This window comes from Mycobacterium venezuelense (assembly GCF_054919535.1).
The window spans coordinates 173,120-197,045 of sequence record NZ_JBONDW010000003.1 but is presented as its reverse complement, the minus strand read 5'-3'; the positions used below and the strand labels follow the sequence as shown (position 1 = coordinate 197,045).

Here is a 23,926-nt window from a genome sequence, read left to right as displayed (position 1 = left end):
TAGGGTGCCTGGTCGTAATTCCAGTAGCGGAGCGTGGATTCGGCGTGCTCGCGGCTGGAGAACGCGAGCTTCGTCGGCGTGGGGCAGCGCTTACCCCTCGCCGACGTGCGGTCGGCGCACCGGCGAGCTTTCGACCGGCGGGGACGGCTACGACTCATCGCCGCAGCCTCCCAGCGTGGGCGCCTCCGGTTCGGGCAGTTGCAGGGCCGCGAACCGCAGCATGTCCCGAAACTCGTTGAGGCAGTGGACGCTGACGGCGCGCACGGTGGCGTCGAGGGCGTAGTCGTCGGCGATCTTCTTGGCCGTTTCGCCGGCGAGCATGGCCGCGGCTTCCATGCCGTTGCGTATGCCGTCCTGGTGGGCGGCCATCCACAGTTTGCCGACGTGGTCGGCGATGGCGCTGGCAGCTTGCTGAGCTTTGGATTCGGGAGCGTCGGGGTTGGTCACCGGTCGGCCTCCGGCGTGTAGAGCACGCGGGCAGCGAGCGGGATTTGCGCGCTTCCGCATTCGACGTCGTATCCCGCTGGCCACCAGGGTTCGTTCGGCAAGGTATAGCGGTGGTCCTTCACGTACACCCCGCCGTCGTCGTCGGAGCGAACCACAGCGCCCTCCGGCAGAGCATCGAGCTGTTCCACGGTCTCGATGCGGGGATGCAACGCTGCGTCGAGAACGTTCGCCACGTGCTCGGCATGATGTTCGGGCGTGTAGAACCAGCCGCAACCGCACTCGATAACCAGATCTCCGGAGTAATCCTGGATGACGACTGCTCTGTGCTCGTGCACGATTTCGGCGATGCGGGCCAGGTCATTCATGGCTGTTCCCATCGGATCGGTGTGCGGTCGGCAGGCACGTACAGCGGGTGTTTCGGTGAGCCGTTGGCGTTGGTGCCGAGGCAGAACAGGGCTGGGCGTTGAATGACGGTGCGCTGCCATGCGAACGGGTATCCGCTCCACCATCCGACCGCGGCGGGATGTGCGCCCCACGCGACGATCGTGCAGTCGGCGTCGGTGCATGCCAGGTAGTCGCGGTTCTCCGGCCCGATCGGGTCGTCGACGTTGACCAATTCGGTTGGATCAGTCGCGCGGTAGGCGTAGAGGTTGTGGACCACGATGCCGCCGTAACCCCAGGCCTTCGCGAATGCGATGCACCGGCGGATCGTCGGATCATTGATGCTGGCGTCCGCTTTTGACGGGTTGAGCATGATGAACTCGAGCAGCGGCCCCACGGGATCCCATACGCGCCGGAGTTCGTAACGGAACCGGCCACATTCGCTGATTACCGCGCTGCTCGTACCAGCGAACAGGCCGAGCTGATCAGTCATCGTCGTCCTCGAGTTCAGTGTTGGCGATGGTCATGCGGTCGTAGGCGTGGCGTTCTGTGCGGTTGTATGCCTGGAGCCGCTCCGGTGTCGGCGCATGTTCGGGCACCAGGTCGAGGGCCTTCTGCCGCGCTGCTCTGGCCCGGATCACTTCGGCGCCCTGCAATCTCGTCGACGCACCCACCACACGCTGGCCGTCGAGCACGATGTAGATGTCCATCAGTAGGCCACCGGGTTGATGGGTTGCCGGTTCTCGGCGATGAACAGTGCCGTCTGGGCCTGGTGCAGACTGGCGTACACAGCGGCCTGCCGCTCGAACGATTCGGCGTCGGCGGCGTTCCGCCCAGATGTGAGGTCCGACAGCGTGATTGCGGCGAGCGCGGCAGTCTCGTAGTCACGGTTCGCTTCGGCCGCGAGCATCGCGTTGCGGGCATCGAGGATGTCCGCAGGCCGATTCCATGTGTTCTCACTCATAGGGGTTGGTCTCCTCGTCGTCTGCTGGTAGTTCGAAACCTGGGCAACCGCACGGGTCGCCCCATCCATCGAATGCCTCGCACGGGCCGCCTTTCTCGGGCTCGCGATGCTGGACGCCCTGGCAGTCGCACAGGCCGCACGGTGTCGCGTCGTAGTTGATCGGCTCAACCATTGGCCGGCTCCGGGCAGTCGAATCCGTGGTGCTTGCAGTAGATCCCGACCGGCGTCCATGCGCCCCTGAGCTCGTCAGCAGTCGCACCCCGGGCGATGGCCGCGCCGTAGAGGAATGTGCACCGGGCGTAGAGGTCGCGAATCTCGTTGTGCAGCGTCTCCTGCGCCCAGCGCCGAGCGCTCCGAGCGTCATCCTCGGCCGCCCGTCGCAGCGCCTCGGCGACGCGCTGCCGCTCCTGCGCTTGCCGGTAGGACTTCTCGCGCAGCACGACGTAGCCGTACGACTCGAGCAGTAGTCGGGCGTCGGTGATGGCGTGCCGTTCAGCCGGGGTGAGGTCAGGCATGGACGATCTCCTGGAGCTGCTTGACGATGTCGGCGGGTGGTGTCCAGAGGCCGAGTGCGCCGCGGCATGGGATGCCGGGGTTGGCGACGGGGTTGTCGGAGATGGGCCGCGGGTTGGCCAGCACGAGGTGGTACCCGCCCCAGATCAGCTCTCCCCAGTCACTCCCGCAGCAGGACGGTGCCGACTGGTGCACGTCGACCAGGTCGACGACGCCGAGGATCACGCCGTAGTCGAAAACCCGCGGTGTGGTGACCCACTCGGGTGCTCGCCGTGGCAACCGCGCGAGCGCTTCCATGTCGGGCTTCAGGGCGGCGTGGATCGCGACGGGTCCGCGGTACTTGCCGGCGATGTTGCGTGTCCGGTTCTCGATGTTCTTGCGCTGGTTGATGATCTGCCAAGCCCATGGCTGGCGGACGGTCAGAGCTCTCATGGCTGGTCCTCGAGGTGCTCGAACATGGATGGCTGGTCGGGTGTGCGCAAAGGTGCGTTGTCGAGGTCCCAGGTGAGTAGGCAGCAGCCGAACGGAGGCCGCTCGTTTGGGCCGGTGCGGGTCGCGCCGGCCCGGGCCGCGGTGGAGGCGATGAACCGCATCCGGCCGGGCAGGAACACCACGGCGAGCGGCGATCCGGCGCGATCGCGGTACGGCTCCACCATGTGCTGCCACCAACCCTGCTCCGTCCGGTTGGCGGGCAGCAGCATCGCGATGCCGTCGGTGGATTCGTGCTCGCGCCAGGCTTTCTCGACCCACAAGCCGATCCGCGAGTACGGCGGGTTGCACCACACCCGCTCCCCCGCCCACGGCTGGGCCAGGCCGTCGTCGGCGAACGTGAAGTACCGCGCACACTTCGTGTTGTGGGCGGCCGCCGCGACGTCGATCGTGAACGGGCCCAACGCAGCATCGAACCGCGCGAAGTCGACCGGAGTTGTCGCCCGGTCATCAACGGCCTCGTCCGCGCCGGCCCGGGCGGCGATCTGCTGGCGGTGGTTCTTCGACCGGTATCGAACGAGGCTCACCACGCACCGCCGAGCCAGTAGCAGGCCAGCGCGAGCTGCCAGCAGTGCAGCAGCACCAGGTGGTAGCGCACGTCGGGGCCGAACACGGCGAGGATGCGGGCGGTCACGCGGCGATCTCCGCCGTCGTGCCGGAGTACTTCCGCCGTCCACGCACAACCGTGAAGCACTCCGCCCATGCGGTCTTGGCCCCGGTGTCGGCTACTTCGAAATGCATCGTCCGGTCGTCGAGCTCGACGGCCGGGACGCCACAGTGGACGCACGGCCGGGTCTCAATCGCGGTGTGAGTGAACAGGTCGCCGACCTCCATCACGCCTCCCCACAACCGGCGTCGCCGAACTCATCCCACGGGATGAGCCGGTCTGGGGCGGCGATGCGGACGCCGGCAGCCCGTAAGTCGATGTCGATTGGTTGCTGTGGCTGCTGTTTGCACCAGAAGCCCCACGTGCGGACGCGGCGGCCGGTGACGATCAACGTCCAGCACGGCGTGGGTTCGGCGGCTGGAAGCATGCGTCCAGACCGCTGATGCAGGACCAACTCGTGGATCAGGGCCACGCGGTGCCGCCACTCCGCAGGACGGAACGCGATCGATCCGGCGCGGCGCCGGTTCGTGCCCCGTTCAGTCACCTCGTCGTAGTGACCCCGCAGGATCAGCGAGACAAACCACCACGGATGGTCGTGCAACGCCCGGTCGTCGTCGGACCTCAGGAACTGGTGCAGGTAGACGTTGAACAGCGGATTACGCGGGATCACATACCACCGCAGCAGATACGGGTCATCGAGGCCTCCGATCACCTGGTGCGGCTGCCCAGACAGCAGACGACGGAACCACTGCCACGTCGACGGCTGAATGCTCGTAGTGCTCATCTACGCGCCCGCCTCGTCGATCAGTTGAACGATGATCCGGCCGGCAGCGCGGAGCTGCGCCACGTTCCGGTCGTCGTCACGCCACTCGACGGCCCGCGCCCGGATGGCGCTGAGCGCCTGGCCTTGCCTTTCGGCGAGCTGCTTCGTGGCCAGCACCGTGTCCGCGGCCGACAGGATGCCGAGCACCGCGCCGCGATCGATCGCCGCCAGCGTGGCGGTCATGCCGGCGTCGTAGCGGGCCGGGACATCCGGGTTCTCGCCGATCGGCTCGACACCGTCGTCAGTAGCGTTCATGCGCGCGTATCTCCTACTCCGTCTTGGCCGCAGAGCGGGTACCGCTCACCGATCAGGCAGCGGCTGTAAATCTGTTCGGACACCTCGACCGCGCCCTTCCGGCTGCCGTCATCGAGGTTGAGAACCCAGTGCTCGGGAACGAACTGGGGAATCATGGTCACTGTGCAAACCGGCGGGTTACCAGCACAATTCGTGACTGGAATCATGATCGTGGCGGGCGGCTGGTAGTCACCGCCTGTGACGGTGCCGGTGGTCATCGGGTCAGCGCAGCCAGCCACCAGGCAGGCGGCAGTCACCGCGACGGCCAGCGATCGAAGCGAGACGTGGGCCATGGGTCAGCACCCACTCGCCTGCGACTCGACGGCGCGCACCCGGTCCAGCTCCCCCGCCCAGGTCTGCGCCGAATCCAGCGACGCGAACGGCTTACCGGCCGGCGGGATCGCCAGCATCGTGAGCCCGTCGTGACCGCGGCCCTGCAAAATCCACTCGGGCCCGACGCGCTGCAGGCTGTACTCGCCCTTCGCGCCAACCGCGCACAGCGTCCCGATCATGTCCGGGTGGTCAGACCAGCTCAGCATGAGAACAGCCCCTCATCGACCGGCCGCTTCGACGGGGAGAGGTCCCGCACCATGCCGCTCTCATGCGGCGCGATCGCCACCACCGTGCGCGGGTCCTCGCGGTCGAGGTCGATGACACCGGCGATGGCGGTGCACTGCGAATCGTCAATCCACAGCACACCGTTGGCGGAATCGCACACATGCTTGAGCAGGTTGTCGGCATCGATGCGGCGCCGCGTCGGCCGGTAGAACACGCAAGCCAGGCCGACGTTGCCGGTGAACGGCCGCCGAACCGTGGCACCGAGAAACGTGCCGGTGCGCTTCTCCGCCTCTACGTCTTTCGGGTCGGGAAAAGCCCTACCCTTTCGGGTGAACCGGGGACGCGACTTCGACCACGGCACACCCGGGATGGTGAGCGTGTAGGAACGCTCACCACCCCGGACGCTCAGCGCAGCCAGAAGCTCCGAAACCCGCTCGGCGTCAGCCTCGGTGGTCTCGGGCCTCTCCCCCAGCCGCGCCGTCACTCCTCCGCTGCTTTCTCGCCGTCGAGCGCCGCGAGCGCGCCAGCCAGATCGGTCGGCTTGAAGAACACGTCACGCGCCCTGCTGCCCTCAGCCGGCCCGACGATGCCGAACTCGTGCATGGTGTCGAGCAACTCGGTGGCCTTGGCGAAACCGACATTGAGCTTGCGTTGGAGCATCGAGCCCGACGCGAAACCCGTTGAGACCACCAACTCGACGGCATGACGCAGCTGCTCCCGGTCGTCGATCGCGAGCTGCTGACCCGAGGCCTTCGCCTTGGTGTCCTGCGTCGTGAACAAGCCGGACCCATTGCGCAGCAGGTCCGATACCGCTGTGCTGATGTCCTCGTCGCCCAGCACCGGCTCGATGGACGGGCCGTCGGTAGACTCACCCGGCATCGGCGTGCCCGGCATCGCGATCCCGATCCACGTGTCACCGATCTGCACGATCTGCAGCAGCCGCGTCGGCGATCGGAACATCTGTATCTGCATGCTGCGCCGCTTCGCCACCGCCACCAGCGGCGCCAACACGCCAGCCGACCAGAGCGTCAGCGGCACCTCGGCATAGTCGTCCTTCGTGACGAACGTGTTGGTGCGGAGCCGGTGCACGATGCTGATCGGGAACTTCGACTCGTGATGCGCGTGGAACTGAAACTCGTTGTCCGAGTCGAACAGTGCCGGCGTCTCGGCGAGCGTGACGGTCCAGCCGGGGTGCTCGTCGTCCTTGGCGTCCTCCGGCGGATCAGCGAGCGTGAGGCTGATGTCGACGGTGTGCTGGTCGCCCTTGATTTTCTTCCACTGCTTGATCAGCGCCAGGACGGACACCACCGATTCGCATGGCCACACCATCGGGTCGATCCGTCCATCGCACGGAATCCAGGTGTGGCCCAACACCCACTTGTTGGTCGACGTCGCGGCCAGCAGGTCAACGTCGCTGGGCTCGTCACGCCACGGCGCCCGCGTCGTGGTGAGATGCACTCCGCCCAAGCTGTTGCTGGCGGTCTGCAACGCGTCGGTCAGGATGTCGATCAGCTTCGTGGTCGCGACCGTGATGCTCATTTGGCACCTCCGCTGTTCGCCACGGCCGCGGTGAAGATCCAGCCCGGCGTGGAGAACCCCATGCGGGACAGCTGGGTATCGGACAGCTCGTCCTCGATGATCGCGTTGAGTGCCGCCTTCAGCGCTTGCAGGCGGGTCACGTCGACGCCACGCGGCTTATCGACGCGTGTGCCATCTACGACGATGTACGAATCGTGCTCGAGTTGCTTGGCGTAGCTCGGGTAGTAGTACGGCAGGCTGCCGGTCGAGTTGCCCACGGACGCGTTGCGGATCGCTGTCTCGGTGAACAGGTCGGTGTTGCCGGACTTGATGGCCTTGGTGAGGTGATCGCGCAGGGCTCGCCACTGGCTGAGCGCCTCAGCTGACCATTCGTCAGCGAGCTGCCTGCGGCGGTACTCCAAGGCCGATGCGTATCGCTCGGTCGCCGCCTGGTGGTCGCTGATCGCGCTGTCGATGGCGTCGATCAACGCCTGCTTGCGAATCTTCATGGGTGGTTGGTTCCTTCCGAGGATGGGTGATTACAGGAGGTCGCCTGTGGCACTGCGGGTTTCGATGAACTGCGATGCGATGCGTTGCAGCGGCCCGCGTTTCTTGCGCCCGTTGACCGGTTCCTCGGTCCACGGGTTAGTCCAGGGCTCGTCGCCCTGACAGGTCGGCGGCGCCGGCGCATCGAATAGTTCGGGCCACCACGGAGATTGAGCGAGGGCGGCGTGGATCTGGGCGCGCGCCACCTTCGCCTGCACATAGGGCGTGGTGAACTGGTCGGCCTTCACCTGCTCCAGATCGGCCAGCAACTGATCAGCCGCGGCGTAGTGCTCGCTGGGTGTGCGGGTCACTGCGCACGCTCCGTCGCATCCACGGGGAGGCGCTCGTCGTCGGTCTCGATGACCGCGATGTAGCGACTGCCATCGGCGTACTTGTCGACCTCGACGGCGCACTGGCCATCCCAACCGCCGGTTTCACGAAACAGTCGACGAAGGTCGTCGAGCACCAGGGTTTTGCCTGCCACTCGGGCCGTCATCTTCACTGGTCCGGCCCGTCAAACACTGCGATCGCGCGGGCAGCCTCCTCGAACGTCAGATCCGCGGCGCGCTTCGCCTTCACACCAGCCGCCTCCGCCAGGAACGCGAACCAGTCAGCGTCGGTGTACTTCTCAGCCTTCTGAATCACTGCCAGACGGTCGAGCTGATCCCTGCTCGCCATCTGCACGTCAGGCACCGGCTCAGCGGGAGAATTGACAACGACCGTTTCGCGCTCAGCCTGCTCGTTCACGACCTCGTCGACCGGCTCGCCGATCACCTCACCGTCGATGTGGTCGGGAGTGTCGATCGCGCCCGGCGAAAGGTCCATTCGCACGCTGCCGTCGTTCTCCATGGCCCGCTGAATCTCCGTCGACTTCGGCATCAACGCCATCAGCCGCAGCAACATGGTCTTCCTGGCCATGCTCTCGAAGTGATCCCGCCACGGCCCGACAACCTCACCCTCACGGTTCTTCGCCATCGCGAACTTGTCGCGGTGATCCTGCATCTGCTTCAGAGTCATCGGATCCGCCAGCGCCGTACCGCCATTGGCTAGACGCCCAACGGCGTAAAACAGTCGCGCCTCACCGGGCTCGTCATGCCCCAGCATGAAATACGGGGTGTGCTCGAACTCGTCCTCGCCGAGCCCGTACTTGATGTCGAACTGATCATTGGCATACACCGTTCGCGAGTGCAGCGAGCCGATCCGATCCGATCTCTGACCGAGATCGATGTAACCCTTGTAGCCGATGATCAACTGCGCACGCTGCTCACGACTCTTGTTGTCCCAGAACGGCAGAATCCACGCATGCCCCAAAGCGCCGACGCCAGGCCGCAAACCCAACTGGGCACACGTCATCGCCGACCCGATGATCGACAACGACCCGCCAGGAGTCCTCGCAGCCTCAGCCAACTTCGGTGTCCGCGACACACACGTCATCACGTCACGGATCAGCTGCACCGCCTCGCCGCCCTTCGGCATGGCGCGCTGAAACTGCGCCTCCATCTTCGCCAACTGCGAGTTGAACGACTCACCCTCGCCTTGCCGCTGCACAGACTTCTGAGCGCGCTGCGCCAAATCCCTACCCACGCTGATCACTTCCCCTTCGGTAAATAGATGGATGCCGCCTGATAGCGGCGGTACAACTCGGGCGCCTCGACCTTGAGCCGGTCACGGTCGATCACCTCGACCTTGTGCAGCCAGCCGGCGTCGTCCTGCTCGTCGCGGAACGCCTTCTCGCGGAACTGGCCACGCTTGAGCGCCACCAACTTGTTTCCGGCGGCGTCGGTGATCGCGTCCGCGCCCCGCAGCAGGTCGGTCAGTTGGTTGACCGCGGTGGCCTTGTTGTTCTTCGCGGCCTTCTCAGCGTCGAGCGCAGCGCGGTACGCGGCCATCGCGGTCTCGACAGCCGGCATGTCGGTGGCCACCTCGACGACGTCGTATCGGCGTGGCCAGCGCGCGGCGATCGCCTCGGCCGTCGCGTCCGATCCGTCGATCGGCGGCGCCAGGTCCGGCACGATGTAGGTGTCCCAAAGGTGCTGCTCGGCGGCGTTGATCGTCTCGATCAGCTCGTCGTCACGCGGCACGTACTCGTAGCGCATCCGATTCCCACCGACCAGGCCCGCGACGTAGGCGCCATCAGCGCCGGTCACCGCCATACCGTGCTGCACCTGCAGTTCAGCGTGGTCGGGCACTTCCCCATCGGCCCAATCAGAAGCGAGCCACGCGGAGGCGTTCTTGATCTCCACCAACGCGTTCTGAGACAGGATCAGCCCGTCGGGGTTGTAGAGCTGCCACGGCCGGGCCAGCGACCGCAGCGTCGGGCATTCGACGATCTCGACACCCAAGCGGCGGGCCAGCTCGCCGCGGATCACGGGCTCCAGCAAGGTGCCCCACATCATCGCCTCGGTCTCATCCTCGGGGCGTGACCTGCCGGTCTTGTCGGCCCACACCGAGAACGGTGATCCGTACTTGCCCATACCGAGAACAGCTGAGCAGTCCGACGACCCGATGCCGGTGCGCCGCAACTCAAGCCACTCGTCGCGATCGCGGTAGTCGCCGGCCAGCTCGGCGTGCTCAGCCCAGAACGGTGCGACGCTCATCGGCCCCACCGCATTTCGTCGATCGCGTCGGACCGGTCGCCGACCAAACCGATCGCGGCGCGGTGCGAATCGCCGGCCTGGTCGCGTTCGGCCTCGCTCATGTCGTTGACCGCGCGCCGCCACTCGGTGATCTCGTGGTCATACATCGCCGGACCGCCTCCGCTTCGCCTTCGTAACGCTGGCGATATAGAGCCCGGTCGCGATGCCCGTTAGTGCGCAGTACAACCAGTGAACGATCGTCAGCCACAACGGAAATCCGTCGACAACGATGAGCGCCGCCAAGAAGGCGAACCATGCGATCCACACGACGATCAGCGCGGCGAGCAACTTGACCCTTTTAGTCATCGGGATACCTCGGACTCAATTCGGGGTTGGGTGACGGGGTGTTGGCGTTTCCAAAGGGCCGGCGTCACGACGCCACTCCCTCGAACTCGGGCCGTCTCTCCAACGTGATCCGGTACGGCTCACCGGACCCCGGGCAGATGTCAGCCCGAATGGAATCGAAATGCTGTGGGATGCGGGCGTGGATCGTCGGCCTGACATCGCGCCAGCAGACGGGGCACAGGAACACACGCGGCGCAAAGCTCACTTGGCACCTCGATACCGGCGATCCGCCCACTCGAGCACCGGTGCCCACCGCTCGCGCGCCAGCTCAGCCTGAATGTCAGCCACCCGCCGCGAGAACCGGTTCGCACGGTGACGGCCCCGCCGCATCATCCGATCACCCCCATCGCGGCCAGGCCGGGCAGCAGGATCGCCGCCGCGATCAACACCGGCACCCACGCCCAGTCACTCAGGCGAATCTCGTTGTGCCGCATCAGCCGACCACCTCAACACCACGCTCAGTCGAGTGAGCTGCGGCGTCCTGCGCAGTCGCGCGGACGTCGGCCGGGCACCACACCAACCGAGGCCTCGGCGGCGCCGGCAGCTCGTCACACAGCTCTTCCATCAGTTCGCATGCCTCATCGACCAAGCGAGGCTCGCCCGTCAGCAGCAGCGAAATGGCCCGCGTCACGCGTGAGTCGTTGAAACTCACCGGATCACCACCGATCCGGTTGGCAGCCAACCCGGCTCATCAGCGAGCACATTGCGGTCGTTGACGGGGTACTCCTCGTACCGCGAAACCGTGTCACCCACGTAGTAGCCACCCGTGCAGGACCAGCGGTAGCACGACACTGGCACGTAATGAGCTGGAGTCCAGTACTTCCGAGACCGCCACCAGCTACCGTCAGCGTTGCGCGGGGTATCGCAGATGGTGCGCTTCTGCCCCCAATTCAGCAGCCCGGGCGCGGCGATCGTCTCGCAACCGAGGCCCGGTGAGGCCTTCGCGTGGTCGGCGTACGCGATGCCAGTGCCCATCAGGACCGCACCTGCGGCCATCGCACCCAACATGCGACGCACTGTCACGGCCCTCACGGCTGCACCTGCTGATCACGCACAGCGTTGACGTGGTCGAAGATCAGATCCCACTGCTCCGGCGGGAACACCATCGACGACGACCCACCCCCGCCGCCGATGTGGACGCTGATCTTGCCGTCGTCGGACCTCGCCGCGTACACATCGACGACGTCGTGTGCGTAGAGCGTGACCCCCAGATGGCCGCTGTTGCCGAACGGCTCTCGGTTCGTGTGTGCAACCAACCCTTGTATGGCGGTATCGTTCAATGCTGGCACTGGAATTTCCTTTCCTCGTGTTTGTTCCGGTGTCGAGAGGCCCTGCTGGTGACGCAGCGGGGCCTTACTTTTTGGTGATGCGGTAGTCGGCCAGCAGGTCGCTGGCGATTTCGTCGTAAGTGGTGTCGACCGTCATGCCGCGACGCAGGCAGCTGAGTTGGATACCGGTGATGTGCGCGGCCAGGTCCTCATGCGAGACCTCGCGCGGGTCAGGAATGACGTGCATGTGACCTTGGGCAGCCAATTCGGCCAACTCTTCGGCGGTCGGCTCAGCCAGCGGAATTCGGGCACACTGCAGGGTGATCGGCGAGTCGTCGTCGCGGTGAAACCAGTACGTCGGCCCGTCGGGACTCTCAGGTTCGCCGTATATCTCACGCCCGCAACCGCAGATCGTCGGGCACTTGCAGCCCTCGCAATGCACCTCGGCATCGACAACGTCATCGGCCTCAGACTCCGGTGGCGTCCAGAAGTTGATGCCCTCGTTGAGGATGTTCAGCAGTTGGTTGGCCGCGGTCTCCATGATTTGATGCCCAAGGCGATCGGAGCCCGGTGAGTGCCAGCTATTGGCCAGTTCGCGGATTCGGTGCAGCTTCAACGACATACCGGTAATGACCGCGGACTCCACGTCATCGTCGTCCTCGGGCACCTGCGGGTCGGTCAGGCCGCTGGCGTCGAGGAAATCGCCCGCCTCGCGCTCCGAGAAGCCACTGCGCTGCTCATCGAGCGCCTGGCCGAGCGCGTCAACGAAATCCGCTGCGCCACGCAGCAACCCAGCCAGCCTGATCATGACAGCACCGCCGTCGAACCATCCGCCAGCACAACCTCGGTCGGGCCAGCCGCCGCGCGCAGCTCTTGCAGCTCGGCCGTCAGTTCCGCGATCTCAGCCTTCAACTCCTGGACACACACCACCTGCTCGTCGCGCTCGTCGCGCAACCGCTCAGCATCAGCGGCGTAACGCTGAATCTCGGTAGCCATCGCGACATTCGCCGCTGACACGTGCCGCAGCATGCCCGCAAGATTCTCGATCGCGGCGCGATCATCCTCCGCGACAGCGTGATAGGCGCGGTCGATCAACCGGGCGAGCCCCCGCGCAGACGCCTTCGCATCCGTTGCGATCTCGGCAACATCACTCACCACGACCACCCACAATCAGCCGCGCACCAGCAACCAACACCAGCGCCAGAACGCCCAGTAGCAGAAGAACATCGCCCATCAGGCCGCTCCCTGCTCATGCGCAGCGATGAACCGATCCACCTCGGCGCGCGTCACCAGTCGGCGCGAACCGACCTTCACCCAACGCAATTCACCCCGGTCAAACAGCCGGTACACCGTCGCGACATGGACCCGCAGCACCTCCGCCGTCTCCGGGATAGTCATCAGCAGCTTCTCGGTCACGGTCATGACGCACCGCCCGGGATCGCGAAGAGAGCGGACTCAGCGACGACGTTGGCGTAGTGCCGCGCCCAGACCGAGTCGAACAGCGGACGGTCGGCCTCGGTGTAGGCGTTCACGGGGCGTGTGGTGCCGTTGCCCAACTGTTGAAAATGCTTCTCCGGCTCTCGGTCGAACTTGGTGATGTAGAGCGCCTTCAGGCGGACCCCAAAGCCCTTCTGCTTCGCCTCGATCAGCGTGCGAGACAGTCCCTTTTCTTTGAGGTAGTCCGACACGTACAACGGGACGTCGGCGGCTGCGATCTCAGGTGTCTCACCGAGCGCTCGCGCCAGGACCACCCGGCCCTTAGCCTCAAGGTGCTTCGGGTCGACGATGCCCTTGAGCGCCTGCAGCACCGCCGCCTGCGACTGCGCCTGGCGAGCAAGTCGGTCGAGCTGATCCTCGGTGGCGCGCGGATTGATCGCGCCGCCCTCGTTGAAGTAGGCGTCGAGCGCGTCGGCGGCCTCCGCCTGGAAGGCTTCGATGACAGGACGGGCCGCCGCGGATACGCGGTTGGTGTCGATAGTGGCCAGCCACATCGTGAAGGTGCGGCGGTCAATCATTGCCATCTCGCGGCTTTTGCCGTCATCAGCAACCGTGGAGATGATCTCCACGGTTGCCCAGGACTTTCCCTTGAGCTTCTGCAACTGGCCCGAGTAGTCGACACTGATCGACTCGCAGGCGTGACGCAGCGACACCATCGGTGTGCCGTTGACCAACGTCGCCATGATCTGGCGGTCGGTGCGTGGCACCGCGATGGGGACAAGCTCGGCGGACATCAGGCCACCTCACTGTCGGTCTCGCCCCGACGCCGGGGCTCGTACTGCGTGTCGATGTCGGTCGTCGGAATCCCCAGGGCATCGGCATAAGCGGCCAGCATCCGTGCGCTTGCACCGCGGTGGCCGTTCTCGATCGCGGAGATGGTCCCGCGGTCGGTCTGGATGCCGTGCTCCGCACGCATGTGGTCGCAGACAGCCTGGAGCGTGAGTCCCTTGGCCTTCCTCAGGGTGGCGGTTGTCACAACCGGCCGTGACATCTTTGGCCTCTGATTGGCATACCTACCGGATTGATTTGGAGTTCGGTTGGGCATGTGGCCAACGTTAATGCAAACATCGGGGCTAAACAAGGATTTGATCGGGAAAACATTGGCCTACATGCGGAATGACATCCGTGTCATCAACTCGCCTGATAGGAGCGCTGCTCGAATGTTTGCCAAGCTGGGCTATTGTTTGCCAAAGTTTTCAGGCATTGTTGGCCGCATGACAACGCACCTGGACTGGGAACGTTTAGGACGCTTCGTCCGCGCAGCTCGTGGCCCACGAGCACAAGCGGACATCGCCGCCAACGGCGGACCGTCCGACGAGACCATCAGCAAGATCGAGCAGGGACGCTGGCGCCCAACACGGAGCGTTCAGAAGACACTCGAAAAGCTCGAAATCGGCCTCGGCTGGGCACCCGGAAGCGCCAACACCGTTCTGGCAGGCGGCGAGCCGACCGAGCTCCACACCACCAACCAGTCCGCCTCTCAACCACCACCGGCAGCTCACCTCGGCCGTGGAGTGATGGACGACTTCGTCGACACCGTCAGCCGCACACGGGAGTCCGCGCCAATCATTAGGGCCTCCGAGTTCTTACGCGTGGTAGCCACATCGGTGAACATCACTCGGAACACGCTGGTCCACGACACCAGCAGCGCTGGCCGCGTGAACGCGATCGACACGCTGTACGCCGCAAGCAACGCGATCCCGTACATGCAGGACGCCATCGAAGAAATGAAGGGAGTTCACCATGCCAACACCGTGGAAGCTGCATCGAAATCAGACGCATCAACGAAAGGCCACGAAGCGCAGGACGTAGCCGGGCCAATCGACGTCGCCTGGGTGTCCGAAGGCCTGCAGCGCGATGTGAACGACCTCCCAGATTCGATCCCAGCTGAGATTCCCATATACCTCTTCGCGGCCTACTCGGCTGCAATGGGCGGCGTCAACAAGTCTTGCGTCGACATCGCCGCGGTCGTTCGGCAGAACCTGCCCTTGCGCGCGATCTTCGTAGATTCGTTGCTGGCGGCGGTCAGAGACTTCGTCTACACGACCACTCGCCTGACACAGGCGATACAGGACGTCGATATCCACGCAACCAGAGAACAAATCGATTCGACGCTCCCCATATTCGGAACTACCGCACAGTTCGCCGAAGCAGTGGCGTTGTTCATCGACGGTCTCAGCTCAACTGAGCAGGACATGCGCAACAAACTGGCCGACGCCCAACATCAACTCGGTGAACTTGCATCCCGCCTGAACAATGCGAGGGCCGTGTTGATGGAATCAGGCAGATCATCCGAACCTGCCCCGGTTCGAGCGCTGTCATCCAAAGCACCCCATCAGCTGAGCGCACACCCAACTGCGAATCGCCCCGTCAATTGGAATGACAACCCACCACCGCCGCCGATCGAGCTAGTCGACGCCGCCTCGGAAGGCTACAAAGAATCCGACGAACTGCCCGCCGAGCTGCTGGACTTCCCAACCCGTGCGCGGCAAGTGCTCGCCGACCTTGCCAATCTTGATCCGGTATTGGACTTCACCAAAGAAGCCGACAAACTCCACCGAGCTTTGGGGTCAAAGAAAGAACCGCCGGCCAAGGTCGCGTACATCAAAGCGTTGCTCAGCCTGCTCACCAGGGCAGCGGACAGAGTCGATGAGTATGCGACCCAAATTGCCGTCGACGAGGGCATACAGTCGCTGATCATCCACCTGCTGCGGTCCGGAAACGCAGCGCTTCCGGCCGAGCAGTAAGCGCACGACTCAGGCGGTGGCAAAGAGAGTGGACTGCTCCAACGTGACCGTGTGCTTCTGCGCGGCGATGTAAGGCAGGAACGTCGGTGGCACCTCGGGGCGCTTCTTGGCCAAGAGGTCGGCGACGGTGATGTGTTGCAGCCGTGGGTATTTTTGCCCATTCGCCGGGTGGGTAAAGACGCCTCCGTGGTTTACAGCGTCAGTGACACCCTTTGTTGCCGGAGCGAGCGTGATAAGAACACCCATCTGAGCCTTGCGCGCCTCGATCGCCCCCGAGAGCTCCCGAACCATGGCCGGATTGATCGTTTTACCACCCTTCACCGACACGACGAGCTTTCCGATCTGCCCCTTGCCGCCGAGCGGGAAACGCGCCACACCATCAACGCCTTTGTCGCCCACCTGTTTTTGATTCGGTTCGGCATTGACCATCGACACTGCCCACCGCTCGAACTCAAGCGGTGAGTGATCGAACAGTGCCCGAGCACCTCCGATGTCCTTCGGAAGACTGCCAGCACGGGTGATTGAGTCGAACACCGTACTGCCGTAAGTGTGCAGCAGCCTCTTCGTGATGACATCGATCGCGAGATGGGTTACGTCGATGCCAATCCACTTGCGGCCCAAGCGTTGTGCCGCATCGACTGTGGTACCGCACCCACAGAACGGATCGAGCACTACGTCGCCCACATTCGACGCAACCGAGATGATGCGCTCCATCAAAGCCAATGGCTTCTGAGTCGGATAGCCCAACCTCTCAGCCGCTTTCGCACCGATCGGGCTGATATCCGTCCAGACATCTTGCGGACCAATACCCGGCATCTCGTCGGCGAACAGCATGAGTCGCGGCGCACCCGTCGACCGATGCGCGAGCCGTCCCTGAGCCGCGAATTCACGCATATTCTGCTTTGAGTAGCCCCAGTAGCGCCCGCTATACGGCGGAACTTGTTGATACTCCCAGCCGGGCTTCGGATCCAAATACTCATCGTCGAGATCCGCCACCCACGGACCCCCATCCTCCCGCTTAACCGGCCACAGGTACTGGGTGTCTCCGCCCGGTTTAGCAGCGGTGACATCTCCCTCTTTGTAGAGACGCCCGTCTGCAGCGATGTGGCGATACTCTCCTTTGAGATATTCAGGCGCGTACGCAGTGTGGTAGGCATTCCAGGTCACCGACCTACCTTTGCCGTAGAACAGAAGAACATCATGAATGCTTCCGAACGCTTGCCTCCCCTGCTTCGTATCGCTGTGAGCGCTCGTACGCTTCCAGATGACCTCGTTGCGGAAGTTGTGGGCATCGAATATCGCGTCGAGAAGTACCTTCAGATAATGGCTCATTGTGGGATCGCAATGTAGGAACAGCGAACCGGTTGGCTTGAGCACTCGATGCAACTGCAGTAGCCGCGGCGTCATATTCACCAGGTAAGCGAGGGCTTCGCTTTCACCGAGCAGCGTGTAGTACGCCGACAGCGCATCAGCGACTCGCTGCGGAGCAGTAGTCGACAAGTCGCCGATGAGGACATCCGTGGTATGGGTCCATCGCCACGTATCTTCAAATGCCTGAATTTGCGCCGCCGACTCATCATCTGTGCGGTTACGACCGAAGATCACCGAGTAGTTCCGGTTTGAATTGAACGGCGGATCGAGGTAGACAAGATCCACGGATTCGTCGTCAACGTGCTCATCGAGCACCTCGAGATTGTCGCCGAAGTAAAGTCGGTTCACGCCGCTCACCTCAGCATTCGAGCGGATTCCAGTGCAATGGCCCCACAATATTTGTTTTCATTTCGCGCCTTTCCCGCGGCGCAATAGTTACCCAGGCGAAAGAAGTAGCTGAGCAGTCAACGCTTCAGGTAGCACGCCCATCCCAAACCCGGTCGCACGCGCGTAGACGCGCCGCGAAGCCCGAATCACAATCTTGTTATTCGAGGTCAGCACCGGTATTTGTCGGTGCAACCATCTACCTTCTGCGGCATGTGGCATCCGTGGAGAACCGCTGCCGAGCGGTACCCGCACATCAACATCGTTTGCAAGCACAAACTCCCCCGCGGGATACGCGGTTTGCTCAAGGGCGACACGATCTGGCTGTGCAAGACCCTTACCCAGGCCGAACGGCGATCGACCCTCACACACGAGCTGCTGCACGTCTCGCGCGGCGTCCCACCACCACCCCTTCGAGCACGTGAGGAACGGCAAGTCGATGAGCTCGCAGCCCGCAAGCTCATACCGCTCCACGACCTGTCGAGAGCGCTACGCGTTTCGCGCGACGCCGCTGAGCTCGCGGATGAACTTTGGGTCGATCGGCACACCGTCCAAGTGCGACTCTCAACCTTGGATCCGATCGAAACTGCTGAGCTTGAGCACGAATTCGGAGACGAGTGGCTATGGATTCCCTGACCGAGCAGGACCGCACGATGCTGGACCTCGAGCGTGAGTGGTGGGCCACGCAGGGCGGCAAAGAATCTGCGATAGTCGAGCGCATCGCGGTCAACCCGGTGCGGTATTACCAGCGGCTCAATCGCTTGGTGGAGACTGAGGCGGCGTTGGCCTACGACCCAGTCACTGTGAATCGGCTACGGCGACTGCGAACGAGAGGACATGCTGATGGCTGAACGTCGGCAACTACCGCCGCAGATCAAGCGCGTCGAACTGGCGTCACGCCGCGGCGGCCGGCCCGTCGTCCGCTACCAGCTCACCGTCGACGTGGGAATCGTCGACGGCAAGCGCAAGCAATTCCGCAAGCGGTACGCCACCGAGAAGGAGGCCCGCGACGCACTCGACGATATCCGCGGCCAGGTCGCACAAGGCACCTATGTCCACCCAACATCCACCACCGTGGCGCAGGCGTGTGACGACTGGCTGGCGTCGAAGCATGGACTGAAACCGTCCACGTTGCACGGCCACCGCGTGAGCCTCGGCCCAGTGATATCGGAACTTGGCGATATCGAAGTGCAGAAACTCACCAAACGCCAAGTCGATGATCTCGTCACTGCGCTCCGCGCCGGCCACGTGTCCCGCCCGTCCGGCAAAGGCCGCGGCCGCACCGAGTCGGCTAATCGCAAGCCGTGGTCTCCGCGCTCGGTGAACTACATGCTCGGCCTACTGACCGCCGTTCTGCAGGACCAGGTCAAACAAGGCAGGGTGGCGCGCAACGTCGCCGAGCTGGTCGACCGAATCGCCAGCGACCCCAAGCAACCGGACACATTCACGGCCACCGAGGTCGAAAAGGTCCTCGAGCACATCAAGTCCGACCGCTACGCGATCGCCTGGCAGCTCGCGCTTGCGGGTTTCCGCCGCGGCGAGATCGCTGGGCTCCGGTGGGCCGACGTCGATTTGGAGGCCAACACCGTCTCCGTCGCGCGCAATCGGGTCGCCTTCGCGGGCACCATCACTGAAGGCACCCCCAAGAGCAAGGCCAGCCGCCGCACACTCCCACTCCCCGAGCACCTGGCCGCGACGTTCCGAACGGCCAAGGCCACCCAGGCGCAGGACCGACTGCGGCTTGGCGAGGCATACCAGGCGAGTGGCTATGTGATGGTCGACGAGTCAGGCGCCCCATTGACCCCGAACCTGCTGACCTGGCGGTGGGGCAAGATGCTGAAAGCCGCGAGTGTGCGGCACATCCGCCTGCATGATGCCCGGCACACCTGTGGCACCTTGATGCACCTGCTCGACGGCGTGCCGGTCGCGGTGATCTCCGCCTGGTTGGGACACGCCTCGACGGCGTTCACGATGAACACCTACGTGCACTCTCAGCCGGAGGCGTTGGAGTCGGCTGCGCTGAGTTTCGCGCGAGTTGTGACAAACCGTGACAAGATTCGGTGACGAGAGAACATGATGTCAACATATTGCCTGGTCAGAGGTGCCCCCAGTCGGACTCGAACCGACACTTTGCGGATTTTAAGTCCGCTGCCTCTGCCAATTGGGCTATGGGGGCCTTGCAGCTCAGCGCGTAATTTAGGCCCTTTCCGCCCCGTCACGATGCTCTGAATACCGCAGTGATACCGCAGTTCTATCGATAGCCTTCCCCAGGGCGTCCGCCACACCGCTCAAATCGTCATTGAGAAGATGGCCGTAGCGGTCGAGCGTCATCGCGGCGGTCGCGTGCCCAAGCAGTCTCTGCACGACCTTGACGTTAGCGCCTGCACTGATCGCCAGTGACGCCGTGGTATGTCTCAGCCCGTGCGGTACCAGCCCGTCGATGCCGATATCAGCACACGCGTTGTCGAACGCCCAGCGGTATTCGCCGAGTGGAAGGAACCCGCCCTTTCGGCTGGGAAAGACCAGCGCGTTGGGGTCGGCGGGCAGCTCGGCCTTGAGCTTTTTCCAAACCGGTTCGGGCACAGGCACGTGACGATCCCGCTTCGTCTTAGTCGTTGACTCCACGATGCCCTTACCGGTGACGGCTGTTGCGGACGAGCGCACCGTCAGCATCCGATCCCCCACATGCCGGCGGCGCAACGCAACGGCTTCGCCGAACCTCAGTCCGCAGTACCCGAGAACGAGCGTCAGCGTCTCGAACCGATCAGCAGCCTTCGCCAGCATTAGGAGCTCGGCATGGGTCAGATAGCGCCGCTCACGCTCGCCTTGCTCGGGAAGATCTTCGTCCCGCTTGATCTCGAACGCGACGTTCTTCGCCACCTTGCCAGTCCGTTGGGCGTACTTCAGGACAGCGCCTACCAGCTGATGAGCTTGGGTGATCCGACTTGCCGACAGGCCGGTTCCGCGTTGCCCGCCGTTGACTGACAGCGCCCCTAGCCACGTTGAATATGATTCATAGTCAATCCTTTTCAGCTGAACACTTTCCCACTTCGGCAGCACCACAGTGTCGAGCAACGAGCGATATCCGGCAACGGTTTTCGGCTTGCGGTGCTGTTTGGTGGCGAACCACTGCTCGGCCACCGATCCGAAAGTCTCCGCACTCTTCCGCGGATCGACATACTCGCCGCGCTGCACATCGGCGGTCAGCCCATTTAGGTAGGCCTGCGCATCCGGCTTACGCTGGAAACTCTTGGTGCGCTCGGCTCCACTGGCGTCAACCCACCTGACACGCCATCGCGACACCTTGCCATATACCGCAGACCGCTCAGTGCGCATCGCGCCGTCCGGCGCCTTGACTCGTTTGTGCCAGCGGTCGTCAATTCCCGCTCGCTCGTTTCGAGTCGTCATACGCTGAAAGTACCGCAGTACTCCGCTCCCCCCATCCGCTTCGTTGTCTGGAGGCCGGACTATGAGCCCGCCGAAGACGTCACGACCCCCGAGACGTTGAAAAACTCTTCTTCAAGCGAATGTGGCTGTGGTCGTGGACAGACCGTCATGTAACCAGTCACTGTTGGCTCAGGCGAACCGACCATAGCTGAGGAGGAATTTGATGGATTTGCTGGGAGCGAAGGAAGTTTCGGACATTACTGGAGTTCCGATGGGAACGCTGAGGTACTGGCGGCATTCGAATATTGGGCCGGCGAGTTTCACCTTGGGACGCCGAGTCGTTTATCGGAGGGCCGAGGTATTGCGCTGGATATCGGAGCGAGAGAGCGCAACCCGCCGCGGAGGCGGCGACGCCGCTTAGTGCCTGCGCACGAAAAAGACCTCGGGGACTAGCCGAGGCCTTCGTTCGAACCACCCGATCACGCCACACGGAAGTTCCTCATGAGACTAGCGCAGCATGCCCATAAGCGACAGCACCACGGGCAGGAAACCCCTTGAGCGGCAGGGGGGAAGGGGACAAGAAGTCAGTCGCGGCACGCTTAGTCGATATGGCCCGGGAACGCTATGTTCTCGGAGTCTCCAAGGACGGCGAACCATTTGGCGCCGAACGCAGTCGACCCCACCTCGCGATACTCCTGCGTGGTGGGAGGGCTGGCCTACGGGCAGATCTCGCCGCTCGCTACTTCACCGAGACCGGTGCGGTCGCCGGGGGCCAAGCACTTACCGACGCCACACTGATTTTGGAAGGTCTGGCGGCCACGCAGGCACCCGACAAGTTGAACCTACGCGTTGCCGACCACCACGGAACGATCTACATCGACACCGGAGATCCAAACGGTCAAGTAATCAAAGTCTGCGACGGAAGGTGGTCGATGGCTCCCACTGCGCCGGTGCGGTTCCTCCGAAATACGAAGCTGACGGGGGCGATGCCGGCACCAAGCTCCCGCGGGGATGTGACGAAGCTCTGGGAGTTCGTCAATGTCGCCGTTGAGGACCGCCCAGTTCTTCTCGCGTTCCTAGTAGCTGCTTTGGTTCAGTGCGACGTCCCGCATCCGGTACTAGCCCTGTTTGGCGAGCAAGGTAGCGCTAAAACGACATCGACACGGAGCTTGGTCGAACTCATCGATCCTTCGCCCGCCCCCTTTCGTCAGGCGCCGCGGGACGCGGACTCATGGGCGGTTGCCGCGTCTGGATCGTGGGTCGTTGCTCTGGACAACCTGTCGGCCATCCCGCCGTGGCTGTCGGACTCGTTATGCCGCGCTGCGACAGGCGACGCCATGGTGAAACGGTCTCTATACACCGATGCCGATCTGGCTGTCATCAAGTTTCGTCGATGCGTGATTATTAACGGAATCGACGTCGGCGCCATCCGACCCGATCTGGCAGAGCGGCTAGCGATAGTCGAGCTGCGACGCATCGACCCCAGAATGCGACAGTCAGAGGCCGAGATGCGACAGCGGTGGGAAACAGCTCTACCAGGTATTTTTGGCGGACTACTTGACTTGGCTGCCTCCGTTCACCATCGGTTGGAGACCATCAAAGTTGAGGACTCGCCCAGGATGGCGGACTTCTGTCGCACGCTGGCGGCCGTGGACGAGATCTTGTCGACTAATGGCGTACGCCGGTACATGTCGCGCGCCAATCAGTTGTCTGAGGACAGTTTGTCCGTCGACCCGTTTATCGAACAGCTTCGCTCGCGGACATTAGAACCTGCTGTTGGTCAATCCGGCAGTGATTTGCTGATGCTGCTCACACCGGTCAACGACGACTGGCAACGACCGAGGGACTGGCCGAAGAACGGTCGCGACGTTTCTGGGCTGCTGCGTAGGCACGCACCCGCTCTACGCAACCTCGGATGGGTGATCGAAGATGATGGCGCGCGCAACCGCAGGAACGTACTGCTGTGGACAATCTATCCGCCGTACAAAGATGTTGTGGCTCAGCGAGCCTCGCAACCCTCGCGTCTCTCGCTTACACAGACCAGCGAGAACGCGAACTTCGACCGGAGTCAGCAGAAAGCTTTGAATGCCGACGCGAAGGCTGGCGAGGGTCGCACGGCGGCAGCGTCGTGACCGTGCGCTGTGGTGCAGGGAATCAGGTGCCCAGATAGTTGATCGCATACCGTTTCATCCGGTTCGATGATGCGTCAACGCCGGCGAAGCGTCGACGAGTGGCAGCTCGCCTCGGTGGGTCGGCTGGGTCCTAGAGCTCATCCTGAATCGGCAGCAGCAGGGCGATGGCGTGACCATCCTCCGCCCGGATTTCGAATGAATTCCCTACTTCGACGCTCAAGAGCACTTCGTCGAAGTTCTCTAGGAGGTCCTGCATTGCAATGATCTTCACGATTGGTCCAAGAGTATGAGGTCACCGGTTACATGCCCGAGAGCAGTGAAGCACCGTGAGGCCAAAGACTGCCGCAGGCGCCACTCTCGCATTTGCGTCGGCCTAGTATCAGCCGGCGGAGCAGGTCAGGGCGTGGGAGGGCACCAAACTTCCTGGACTGCTCTGCAATCCGCGACAGCTTGCGGGTCTACGACCTCGATGTCGCGAAGCACGGAATCACAATCACCCAAGGAGCACCCATGGTCGGTCAGTGCCTTCATCCAACTCACCAGCACGGTCATTGAACGAGTTCCATCCTCGGAAGATCCGGCAGCCCACGCACGACCAAACGTGGCGGCCGCACTGTCGAGAAACGCTCTGTGCACCACCCGATATGCTTTGTCGAACTCCGATCGAGCCATCCAACCGTACGCAACTAGTTGCGGCACACCGATTTCGCGTTCGATGACGCTTGGGCTCGCAAGGCGAAGGGCAGCGCTCCACTGTTCCCGAGCGGTAGCCGGGTATCCGTGTGGCGAAGTGGGCTGAAGCATCAGCAGGTACCGACCGCCTTCCGAGTAATCGGCCCGTCGCCAATCTGGGTCTCGCCCGGGCACCGCTATAGCCGGGGGCGCATGCAGGGTCGTGCGGTCCCAGGTCGGCGGCGGAGGCTGTAGCGAAGCAATTGCGCACACTCTTTTTAGTGCTGAGCTGAGCTGTCTCAGCCTGTTGGCGTAGTCCAGCAGGGGATAACTCTTTATTGAGGTGT

The 23,926-nt window shown here is 63.5% G+C and carries 40 protein-coding genes and 1 tRNA gene; 6 read left to right on the top strand and 35 right to left on the bottom strand.

The window, feature by feature from the left end:
* Positions 1 to 147 precede the first annotated feature (147 nt).
* From ACRCUN_RS06120 to ACRCUN_RS05970, 31 genes are all read right to left on the bottom strand, one after another.
* Entirely contained in the window at positions 148 to 447 is a 300-nt protein-coding gene (locus ACRCUN_RS06120) for a hypothetical protein (RefSeq protein ID WP_462140734.1), read from the bottom strand.
* Positions 444 to 812: a hypothetical protein gene (locus ACRCUN_RS06115; protein ID WP_462140733.1), complete on the bottom strand. Its 369-nt coding sequence runs from the start codon at positions 810 to 812 to the stop codon at positions 444 to 446. The genes ACRCUN_RS06120 and ACRCUN_RS06115 overlap by 4 nt, the downstream gene beginning before the upstream one ends.
* On the bottom strand, positions 809 to 1,321 hold the full coding sequence (locus ACRCUN_RS06110) for a DUF1643 domain-containing protein (RefSeq protein WP_462140732.1): 513 nt from the start codon (positions 1,319 to 1,321) through the stop codon (positions 809 to 811). The genes ACRCUN_RS06115 and ACRCUN_RS06110 overlap by 4 nt, the downstream gene beginning before the upstream one ends.
* Entirely contained in the window at positions 1,314 to 1,538 is a 225-nt protein-coding gene (locus ACRCUN_RS06105) for a hypothetical protein (RefSeq protein ID WP_462140731.1), read from the bottom strand. The genes ACRCUN_RS06110 and ACRCUN_RS06105 overlap by 8 nt, the downstream gene beginning before the upstream one ends.
* On the bottom strand, positions 1,538 to 1,792 hold the full coding sequence (locus ACRCUN_RS06100) for a hypothetical protein (RefSeq protein ID WP_462140730.1): 255 nt from the start codon (positions 1,790 to 1,792) through the stop codon (positions 1,538 to 1,540). The genes ACRCUN_RS06105 and ACRCUN_RS06100 overlap by 1 nt, the downstream gene beginning before the upstream one ends.
* Positions 1,785 to 1,964 carry a hypothetical protein gene (locus tag ACRCUN_RS06095; protein WP_462140729.1) on the bottom strand — a complete coding sequence of 60 codons (180 nt, stop codon included), beginning with the start codon at positions 1,962 to 1,964 and terminating at the stop codon, positions 1,785 to 1,787. The genes ACRCUN_RS06100 and ACRCUN_RS06095 overlap by 8 nt, the downstream gene beginning before the upstream one ends.
* Positions 1,957 to 2,307, bottom strand: a complete 351-nt coding sequence (locus tag ACRCUN_RS06090) for a hypothetical protein (protein ID WP_462140728.1) — start codon at positions 2,305 to 2,307, stop codon at positions 1,957 to 1,959. The genes ACRCUN_RS06095 and ACRCUN_RS06090 overlap by 8 nt, the downstream gene beginning before the upstream one ends.
* Entirely contained in the window at positions 2,300 to 2,737 is a 438-nt protein-coding gene (locus ACRCUN_RS06085) for an ASCH domain-containing protein (protein ID WP_462140727.1), read from the bottom strand. The genes ACRCUN_RS06090 and ACRCUN_RS06085 overlap by 8 nt, the downstream gene beginning before the upstream one ends.
* Positions 2,734 to 3,321 (bottom strand): DNA N-6-adenine-methyltransferase, encoded by a 588-nt coding sequence (locus ACRCUN_RS06080; protein WP_462140726.1) that lies wholly within the window; start codon positions 3,319 to 3,321, stop codon positions 2,734 to 2,736. The genes ACRCUN_RS06085 and ACRCUN_RS06080 overlap by 4 nt, the downstream gene beginning before the upstream one ends.
* Positions 3,322 to 3,424: 103 nt before the next feature.
* Complete coding sequence (locus ACRCUN_RS06075; RefSeq protein WP_462140725.1) at positions 3,425 to 3,628, bottom strand: hypothetical protein; 204 nt, start codon at positions 3,626 to 3,628, stop codon at positions 3,425 to 3,427.
* Complete coding sequence (locus tag ACRCUN_RS06070) at positions 3,628 to 4,185, bottom strand: hypothetical protein (RefSeq protein WP_462140724.1); 558 nt, start codon at positions 4,183 to 4,185, stop codon at positions 3,628 to 3,630. The genes ACRCUN_RS06075 and ACRCUN_RS06070 overlap by 1 nt, the downstream gene beginning before the upstream one ends.
* Positions 4,186 to 4,479, bottom strand: a complete 294-nt coding sequence (locus tag ACRCUN_RS06065) for a hypothetical protein (protein ID WP_462140723.1) — start codon at positions 4,477 to 4,479, stop codon at positions 4,186 to 4,188. It lies immediately after the preceding gene.
* A complete protein-coding gene (locus tag ACRCUN_RS06060) occupies positions 4,476 to 4,640 on the bottom strand; it encodes a hypothetical protein (RefSeq protein ID WP_462140722.1) in 165 nt (54 codons plus the stop codon). Before ACRCUN_RS06060 ends, ACRCUN_RS06065 begins: the two co-directional genes overlap by 4 nt.
* A 174-nt stretch (positions 4,641 to 4,814) precedes the next feature.
* Positions 4,815 to 5,057 (bottom strand): hypothetical protein, encoded by a 243-nt coding sequence (locus ACRCUN_RS06055; protein ID WP_462140721.1) that lies wholly within the window; start codon positions 5,055 to 5,057, stop codon positions 4,815 to 4,817.
* Positions 5,051 to 5,560 (bottom strand): RusA family crossover junction endodeoxyribonuclease, encoded by a 510-nt coding sequence (locus tag ACRCUN_RS06050; protein ID WP_462140720.1) that lies wholly within the window; start codon positions 5,558 to 5,560, stop codon positions 5,051 to 5,053. The genes ACRCUN_RS06055 and ACRCUN_RS06050 overlap by 7 nt, the downstream gene beginning before the upstream one ends.
* Positions 5,557 to 6,615, bottom strand: coding sequence for a DNA translocase FtsK (locus ACRCUN_RS06045; protein WP_462140719.1), 1,059 nt, complete (start codon positions 6,613 to 6,615; stop codon positions 5,557 to 5,559). Before ACRCUN_RS06045 ends, ACRCUN_RS06050 begins: the two co-directional genes overlap by 4 nt.
* Positions 6,612 to 7,103, bottom strand: a complete 492-nt coding sequence (locus ACRCUN_RS06040; RefSeq protein WP_462140718.1) for a hypothetical protein — start codon at positions 7,101 to 7,103, stop codon at positions 6,612 to 6,614. Before ACRCUN_RS06040 ends, ACRCUN_RS06045 begins: the two co-directional genes overlap by 4 nt.
* Before the next feature lie 30 nt (positions 7,104 to 7,133).
* Positions 7,134 to 7,451, bottom strand: coding sequence for a hypothetical protein (locus tag ACRCUN_RS06035; RefSeq protein ID WP_462140717.1), 318 nt, complete (start codon positions 7,449 to 7,451; stop codon positions 7,134 to 7,136).
* Positions 7,448 to 7,636: a hypothetical protein gene (locus tag ACRCUN_RS06030; protein ID WP_462140716.1), complete on the bottom strand. Its 189-nt coding sequence runs from the start codon at positions 7,634 to 7,636 to the stop codon at positions 7,448 to 7,450. Before ACRCUN_RS06030 ends, ACRCUN_RS06035 begins: the two co-directional genes overlap by 4 nt.
* A gap of 2 nt (positions 7,637 to 7,638) precedes the next feature.
* Positions 7,639 to 8,724, bottom strand: coding sequence for a phage-derived integrase/recombinase RecT (locus ACRCUN_RS06025; RefSeq protein ID WP_462140715.1), 1,086 nt, complete (start codon positions 8,722 to 8,724; stop codon positions 7,639 to 7,641).
* A gap of 5 nt (positions 8,725 to 8,729) precedes the next feature.
* Positions 8,730 to 9,737 carry a YqaJ viral recombinase family nuclease gene (locus tag ACRCUN_RS06020; RefSeq protein WP_462140714.1) on the bottom strand — a complete coding sequence of 336 codons (1,008 nt, stop codon included), beginning with the start codon at positions 9,735 to 9,737 and terminating at the stop codon, positions 8,730 to 8,732.
* Entirely contained in the window at positions 9,734 to 9,883 is a 150-nt protein-coding gene (gene mip1, locus ACRCUN_RS06015; protein WP_462140713.1) for a microaggregate invasion protein 1, read from the bottom strand. The genes ACRCUN_RS06020 and mip1 overlap by 4 nt, the downstream gene beginning before the upstream one ends.
* Positions 9,876 to 10,082, bottom strand: coding sequence for a hypothetical protein (locus ACRCUN_RS06010; protein ID WP_462140712.1), 207 nt, complete (start codon positions 10,080 to 10,082; stop codon positions 9,876 to 9,878). Before ACRCUN_RS06010 ends, mip1 begins: the two co-directional genes overlap by 8 nt.
* 472 nt (positions 10,083 to 10,554) lie before the next feature.
* The gene (locus tag ACRCUN_RS06005; RefSeq protein WP_462140711.1) at positions 10,555 to 10,773 is read right to left on the bottom strand and encodes a hypothetical protein; all 219 of its coding nucleotides are present in this window, start codon (positions 10,771 to 10,773) and stop codon (positions 10,555 to 10,557) included.
* Positions 10,770 to 11,153, bottom strand: coding sequence for a CDGP domain-containing protein (locus tag ACRCUN_RS06000; RefSeq protein ID WP_462140710.1), 384 nt, complete (start codon positions 11,151 to 11,153; stop codon positions 10,770 to 10,772). Before ACRCUN_RS06000 ends, ACRCUN_RS06005 begins: the two co-directional genes overlap by 4 nt.
* Entirely contained in the window at positions 11,150 to 11,410 is a 261-nt protein-coding gene (locus tag ACRCUN_RS05995) for a hypothetical protein (RefSeq protein ID WP_462140709.1), read from the bottom strand. Before ACRCUN_RS05995 ends, ACRCUN_RS06000 begins: the two co-directional genes overlap by 4 nt.
* Positions 11,411 to 11,474: 64 nt before the next feature.
* Positions 11,475 to 12,197 carry a hypothetical protein gene (locus ACRCUN_RS05990; protein ID WP_462140708.1) on the bottom strand — a complete coding sequence of 241 codons (723 nt, stop codon included), beginning with the start codon at positions 12,195 to 12,197 and terminating at the stop codon, positions 11,475 to 11,477.
* Positions 12,194 to 12,544, bottom strand: a complete 351-nt coding sequence (locus tag ACRCUN_RS05985; protein WP_462140707.1) for a hypothetical protein — start codon at positions 12,542 to 12,544, stop codon at positions 12,194 to 12,196. The genes ACRCUN_RS05990 and ACRCUN_RS05985 overlap by 4 nt, the downstream gene beginning before the upstream one ends.
* Positions 12,545 to 12,622: 78 nt before the next feature.
* Entirely contained in the window at positions 12,623 to 12,811 is a 189-nt protein-coding gene (locus ACRCUN_RS05980) for a helix-turn-helix domain-containing protein (protein WP_462140706.1), read from the bottom strand.
* Positions 12,808 to 13,620 (bottom strand): phage antirepressor N-terminal domain-containing protein, encoded by an 813-nt coding sequence (locus ACRCUN_RS05975; RefSeq protein WP_462140705.1) that lies wholly within the window; start codon positions 13,618 to 13,620, stop codon positions 12,808 to 12,810. The genes ACRCUN_RS05980 and ACRCUN_RS05975 overlap by 4 nt, the downstream gene beginning before the upstream one ends.
* Positions 13,620 to 13,862, bottom strand: coding sequence for a helix-turn-helix domain-containing protein (locus ACRCUN_RS05970; protein ID WP_462140704.1), 243 nt, complete (start codon positions 13,860 to 13,862; stop codon positions 13,620 to 13,622). The genes ACRCUN_RS05975 and ACRCUN_RS05970 overlap by 1 nt, the downstream gene beginning before the upstream one ends.
* A gap of 184 nt (positions 13,863 to 14,046) precedes the next feature.
* On the opposite strand from ACRCUN_RS05970, the gene ACRCUN_RS05965 reads away from it, so the two are divergent.
* Positions 14,047 to 15,633, top strand: a complete 1,587-nt coding sequence (locus ACRCUN_RS05965) for a helix-turn-helix domain-containing protein (protein WP_462140703.1) — start codon at positions 14,047 to 14,049, stop codon at positions 15,631 to 15,633.
* 9 nt (positions 15,634 to 15,642) lie between these two features.
* On the opposite strand, the gene ACRCUN_RS05960 is transcribed toward ACRCUN_RS05965, so the two are convergent.
* Positions 15,643 to 17,361 (bottom strand): DNA methyltransferase, encoded by a 1,719-nt coding sequence (locus ACRCUN_RS05960; RefSeq protein WP_462140702.1) that lies wholly within the window; start codon positions 17,359 to 17,361, stop codon positions 15,643 to 15,645.
* A 240-nt stretch (positions 17,362 to 17,601) separates the two neighbouring features.
* Between ACRCUN_RS05960 and ACRCUN_RS05955 the strand changes: the two genes are divergently transcribed.
* From ACRCUN_RS05955 to ACRCUN_RS05945, 3 genes are read left to right on the top strand one after another with little or no spacing between them, the layout of a single operon-like run.
* Complete coding sequence (locus ACRCUN_RS05955; protein WP_462140701.1) at positions 17,602 to 18,024, top strand: ImmA/IrrE family metallo-endopeptidase; 423 nt, start codon at positions 17,602 to 17,604, stop codon at positions 18,022 to 18,024.
* Positions 18,012 to 18,239, top strand: a complete 228-nt coding sequence (locus ACRCUN_RS05950; protein WP_462140700.1) for a DUF3263 domain-containing protein — start codon at positions 18,012 to 18,014, stop codon at positions 18,237 to 18,239. The genes ACRCUN_RS05955 and ACRCUN_RS05950 overlap by 13 nt, the downstream gene beginning before the upstream one ends.
* Complete coding sequence (locus tag ACRCUN_RS05945; protein WP_462140699.1) at positions 18,232 to 19,452, top strand: tyrosine-type recombinase/integrase; 1,221 nt, start codon at positions 18,232 to 18,234, stop codon at positions 19,450 to 19,452. Before ACRCUN_RS05950 ends, ACRCUN_RS05945 begins: the two co-directional genes overlap by 8 nt.
* Positions 19,453 to 19,490: 38 nt before the next feature.
* Here ACRCUN_RS05945 and ACRCUN_RS05940 read toward each other — a convergent pair.
* Positions 19,491 to 19,564 (bottom strand) — tRNA-Leu (locus ACRCUN_RS05940).
* Between the two features lie 20 nt (positions 19,565 to 19,584).
* Complete coding sequence (locus ACRCUN_RS05935; RefSeq protein WP_268787752.1) at positions 19,585 to 20,796, bottom strand: tyrosine-type recombinase/integrase; 1,212 nt, start codon at positions 20,794 to 20,796, stop codon at positions 19,585 to 19,587.
* A gap of 202 nt (positions 20,797 to 20,998) precedes the next feature.
* On the opposite strand from ACRCUN_RS05935, the gene ACRCUN_RS05930 reads away from it, so the two are divergent.
* Together ACRCUN_RS05930 and ACRCUN_RS05925 are read left to right on the top strand one after the other, a co-directional pair.
* The gene (locus tag ACRCUN_RS05930) at positions 20,999 to 21,196 is read left to right on the top strand and encodes a helix-turn-helix transcriptional regulator (protein WP_011856752.1); all 198 of its coding nucleotides are present in this window, start codon (positions 20,999 to 21,001) and stop codon (positions 21,194 to 21,196) included.
* A gap of 187 nt (positions 21,197 to 21,383) precedes the next feature.
* Positions 21,384 to 22,907: an AICE element replication initiation protein gene (locus tag ACRCUN_RS05925; RefSeq protein WP_268787753.1), complete on the top strand. Its 1,524-nt coding sequence runs from the start codon at positions 21,384 to 21,386 to the stop codon at positions 22,905 to 22,907.
* Between the two features lie 130 nt (positions 22,908 to 23,037).
* Here the strand turns inward: ACRCUN_RS05925 and ACRCUN_RS05920 are convergent, their stop codons facing one another.
* A complete protein-coding gene (locus ACRCUN_RS05920; protein WP_268787754.1) occupies positions 23,038 to 23,178 on the bottom strand; it encodes a hypothetical protein in 141 nt (46 codons plus the stop codon).
* Between the last annotated feature and the right edge of the window lie 748 nt (positions 23,179 to 23,926).

Coding starts and splice junctions, on each gene's coding strand:
- ACRCUN_RS06055 (WP_462140721.1), bottom strand. CDS start 5,057: ATGCTGAGCTGGTCTGACCACCCGGACATGATCGGGACGCTGTGCGCG.
- ACRCUN_RS06110 (WP_462140732.1), bottom strand. CDS start 1,321: ATGACTGATCAGCTCGGCCTGTTCGCTGGTACGAGCAGCGCGGTAATC.
- ACRCUN_RS06095 (WP_462140729.1), bottom strand. CDS start 1,964: ATGGTTGAGCCGATCAACTACGACGCGACACCGTGCGGCCTGTGCGAC.
- ACRCUN_RS06075 (WP_462140725.1), bottom strand. CDS start 3,628: ATGGAGGTCGGCGACCTGTTCACTCACACCGCGATTGAGACCCGGCCG.
- ACRCUN_RS06090 (WP_462140728.1), bottom strand. CDS start 2,307: ATGCCTGACCTCACCCCGGCTGAACGGCACGCCATCACCGACGCCCGA.
- ACRCUN_RS06010 (WP_462140712.1), bottom strand. CDS start 10,082: ATGACTAAAAGGGTCAAGTTGCTCGCCGCGCTGATCGTCGTGTGGATC.
- ACRCUN_RS06030 (WP_462140716.1), bottom strand. CDS start 7,636: ATGACGGCCCGAGTGGCAGGCAAAACCCTGGTGCTCGACGACCTTCGT.
- ACRCUN_RS05945 (WP_462140699.1), top strand. CDS start 18,232: ATGGCTGAACGTCGGCAACTACCGCCGCAGATCAAGCGCGTCGAACTG.
- ACRCUN_RS05950 (WP_462140700.1), top strand. CDS start 18,012: ATGGATTCCCTGACCGAGCAGGACCGCACGATGCTGGACCTCGAGCGT.
- ACRCUN_RS06085 (WP_462140727.1), bottom strand. CDS start 2,737: ATGAGAGCTCTGACCGTCCGCCAGCCATGGGCTTGGCAGATCATCAAC.
- ACRCUN_RS05955 (WP_462140701.1), top strand. CDS start 17,602: ATGTGGCATCCGTGGAGAACCGCTGCCGAGCGGTACCCGCACATCAAC.
- ACRCUN_RS06115 (WP_462140733.1), bottom strand. CDS start 812: ATGAATGACCTGGCCCGCATCGCCGAAATCGTGCACGAGCACAGAGCA.
- ACRCUN_RS05990 (WP_462140708.1), bottom strand. CDS start 12,197: ATGATCAGGCTGGCTGGGTTGCTGCGTGGCGCAGCGGATTTCGTTGAC.
- ACRCUN_RS06100 (WP_462140730.1), bottom strand. CDS start 1,792: ATGAGTGAGAACACATGGAATCGGCCTGCGGACATCCTCGATGCCCGC.
- mip1 (WP_462140713.1), bottom strand. CDS start 9,883: ATGTATGACCACGAGATCACCGAGTGGCGGCGCGCGGTCAACGACATG.
- ACRCUN_RS05930 (WP_011856752.1), top strand. CDS start 20,999: ATGGATTTGCTGGGAGCGAAGGAAGTTTCGGACATTACTGGAGTTCCG.
- ACRCUN_RS05925 (WP_268787753.1), top strand. CDS start 21,384: ATGGCCCGGGAACGCTATGTTCTCGGAGTCTCCAAGGACGGCGAACCA.
- ACRCUN_RS05975 (WP_462140705.1), bottom strand. CDS start 13,620: ATGTCCGCCGAGCTTGTCCCCATCGCGGTGCCACGCACCGACCGCCAG.
- ACRCUN_RS06105 (WP_462140731.1), bottom strand. CDS start 1,538: ATGGACATCTACATCGTGCTCGACGGCCAGCGTGTGGTGGGTGCGTCG.
- ACRCUN_RS06020 (WP_462140714.1), bottom strand. CDS start 9,737: ATGAGCGTCGCACCGTTCTGGGCTGAGCACGCCGAGCTGGCCGGCGAC.
- ACRCUN_RS06070 (WP_462140724.1), bottom strand. CDS start 4,185: ATGAGCACTACGAGCATTCAGCCGTCGACGTGGCAGTGGTTCCGTCGT.
- ACRCUN_RS06065 (WP_462140723.1), bottom strand. CDS start 4,479: ATGAACGCTACTGACGACGGTGTCGAGCCGATCGGCGAGAACCCGGAT.
- ACRCUN_RS06045 (WP_462140719.1), bottom strand. CDS start 6,615: ATGAGCATCACGGTCGCGACCACGAAGCTGATCGACATCCTGACCGAC.
- ACRCUN_RS05980 (WP_462140706.1), bottom strand. CDS start 12,811: ATGACCGTGACCGAGAAGCTGCTGATGACTATCCCGGAGACGGCGGAG.
- ACRCUN_RS05965 (WP_462140703.1), top strand. CDS start 14,047: ATGTTTGCCAAGCTGGGCTATTGTTTGCCAAAGTTTTCAGGCATTGTT.
- ACRCUN_RS05935 (WP_268787752.1), bottom strand. CDS start 20,796: ATGACGACTCGAAACGAGCGAGCGGGAATTGACGACCGCTGGCACAAA.
- ACRCUN_RS06040 (WP_462140718.1), bottom strand. CDS start 7,103: ATGAAGATTCGCAAGCAGGCGTTGATCGACGCCATCGACAGCGCGATC.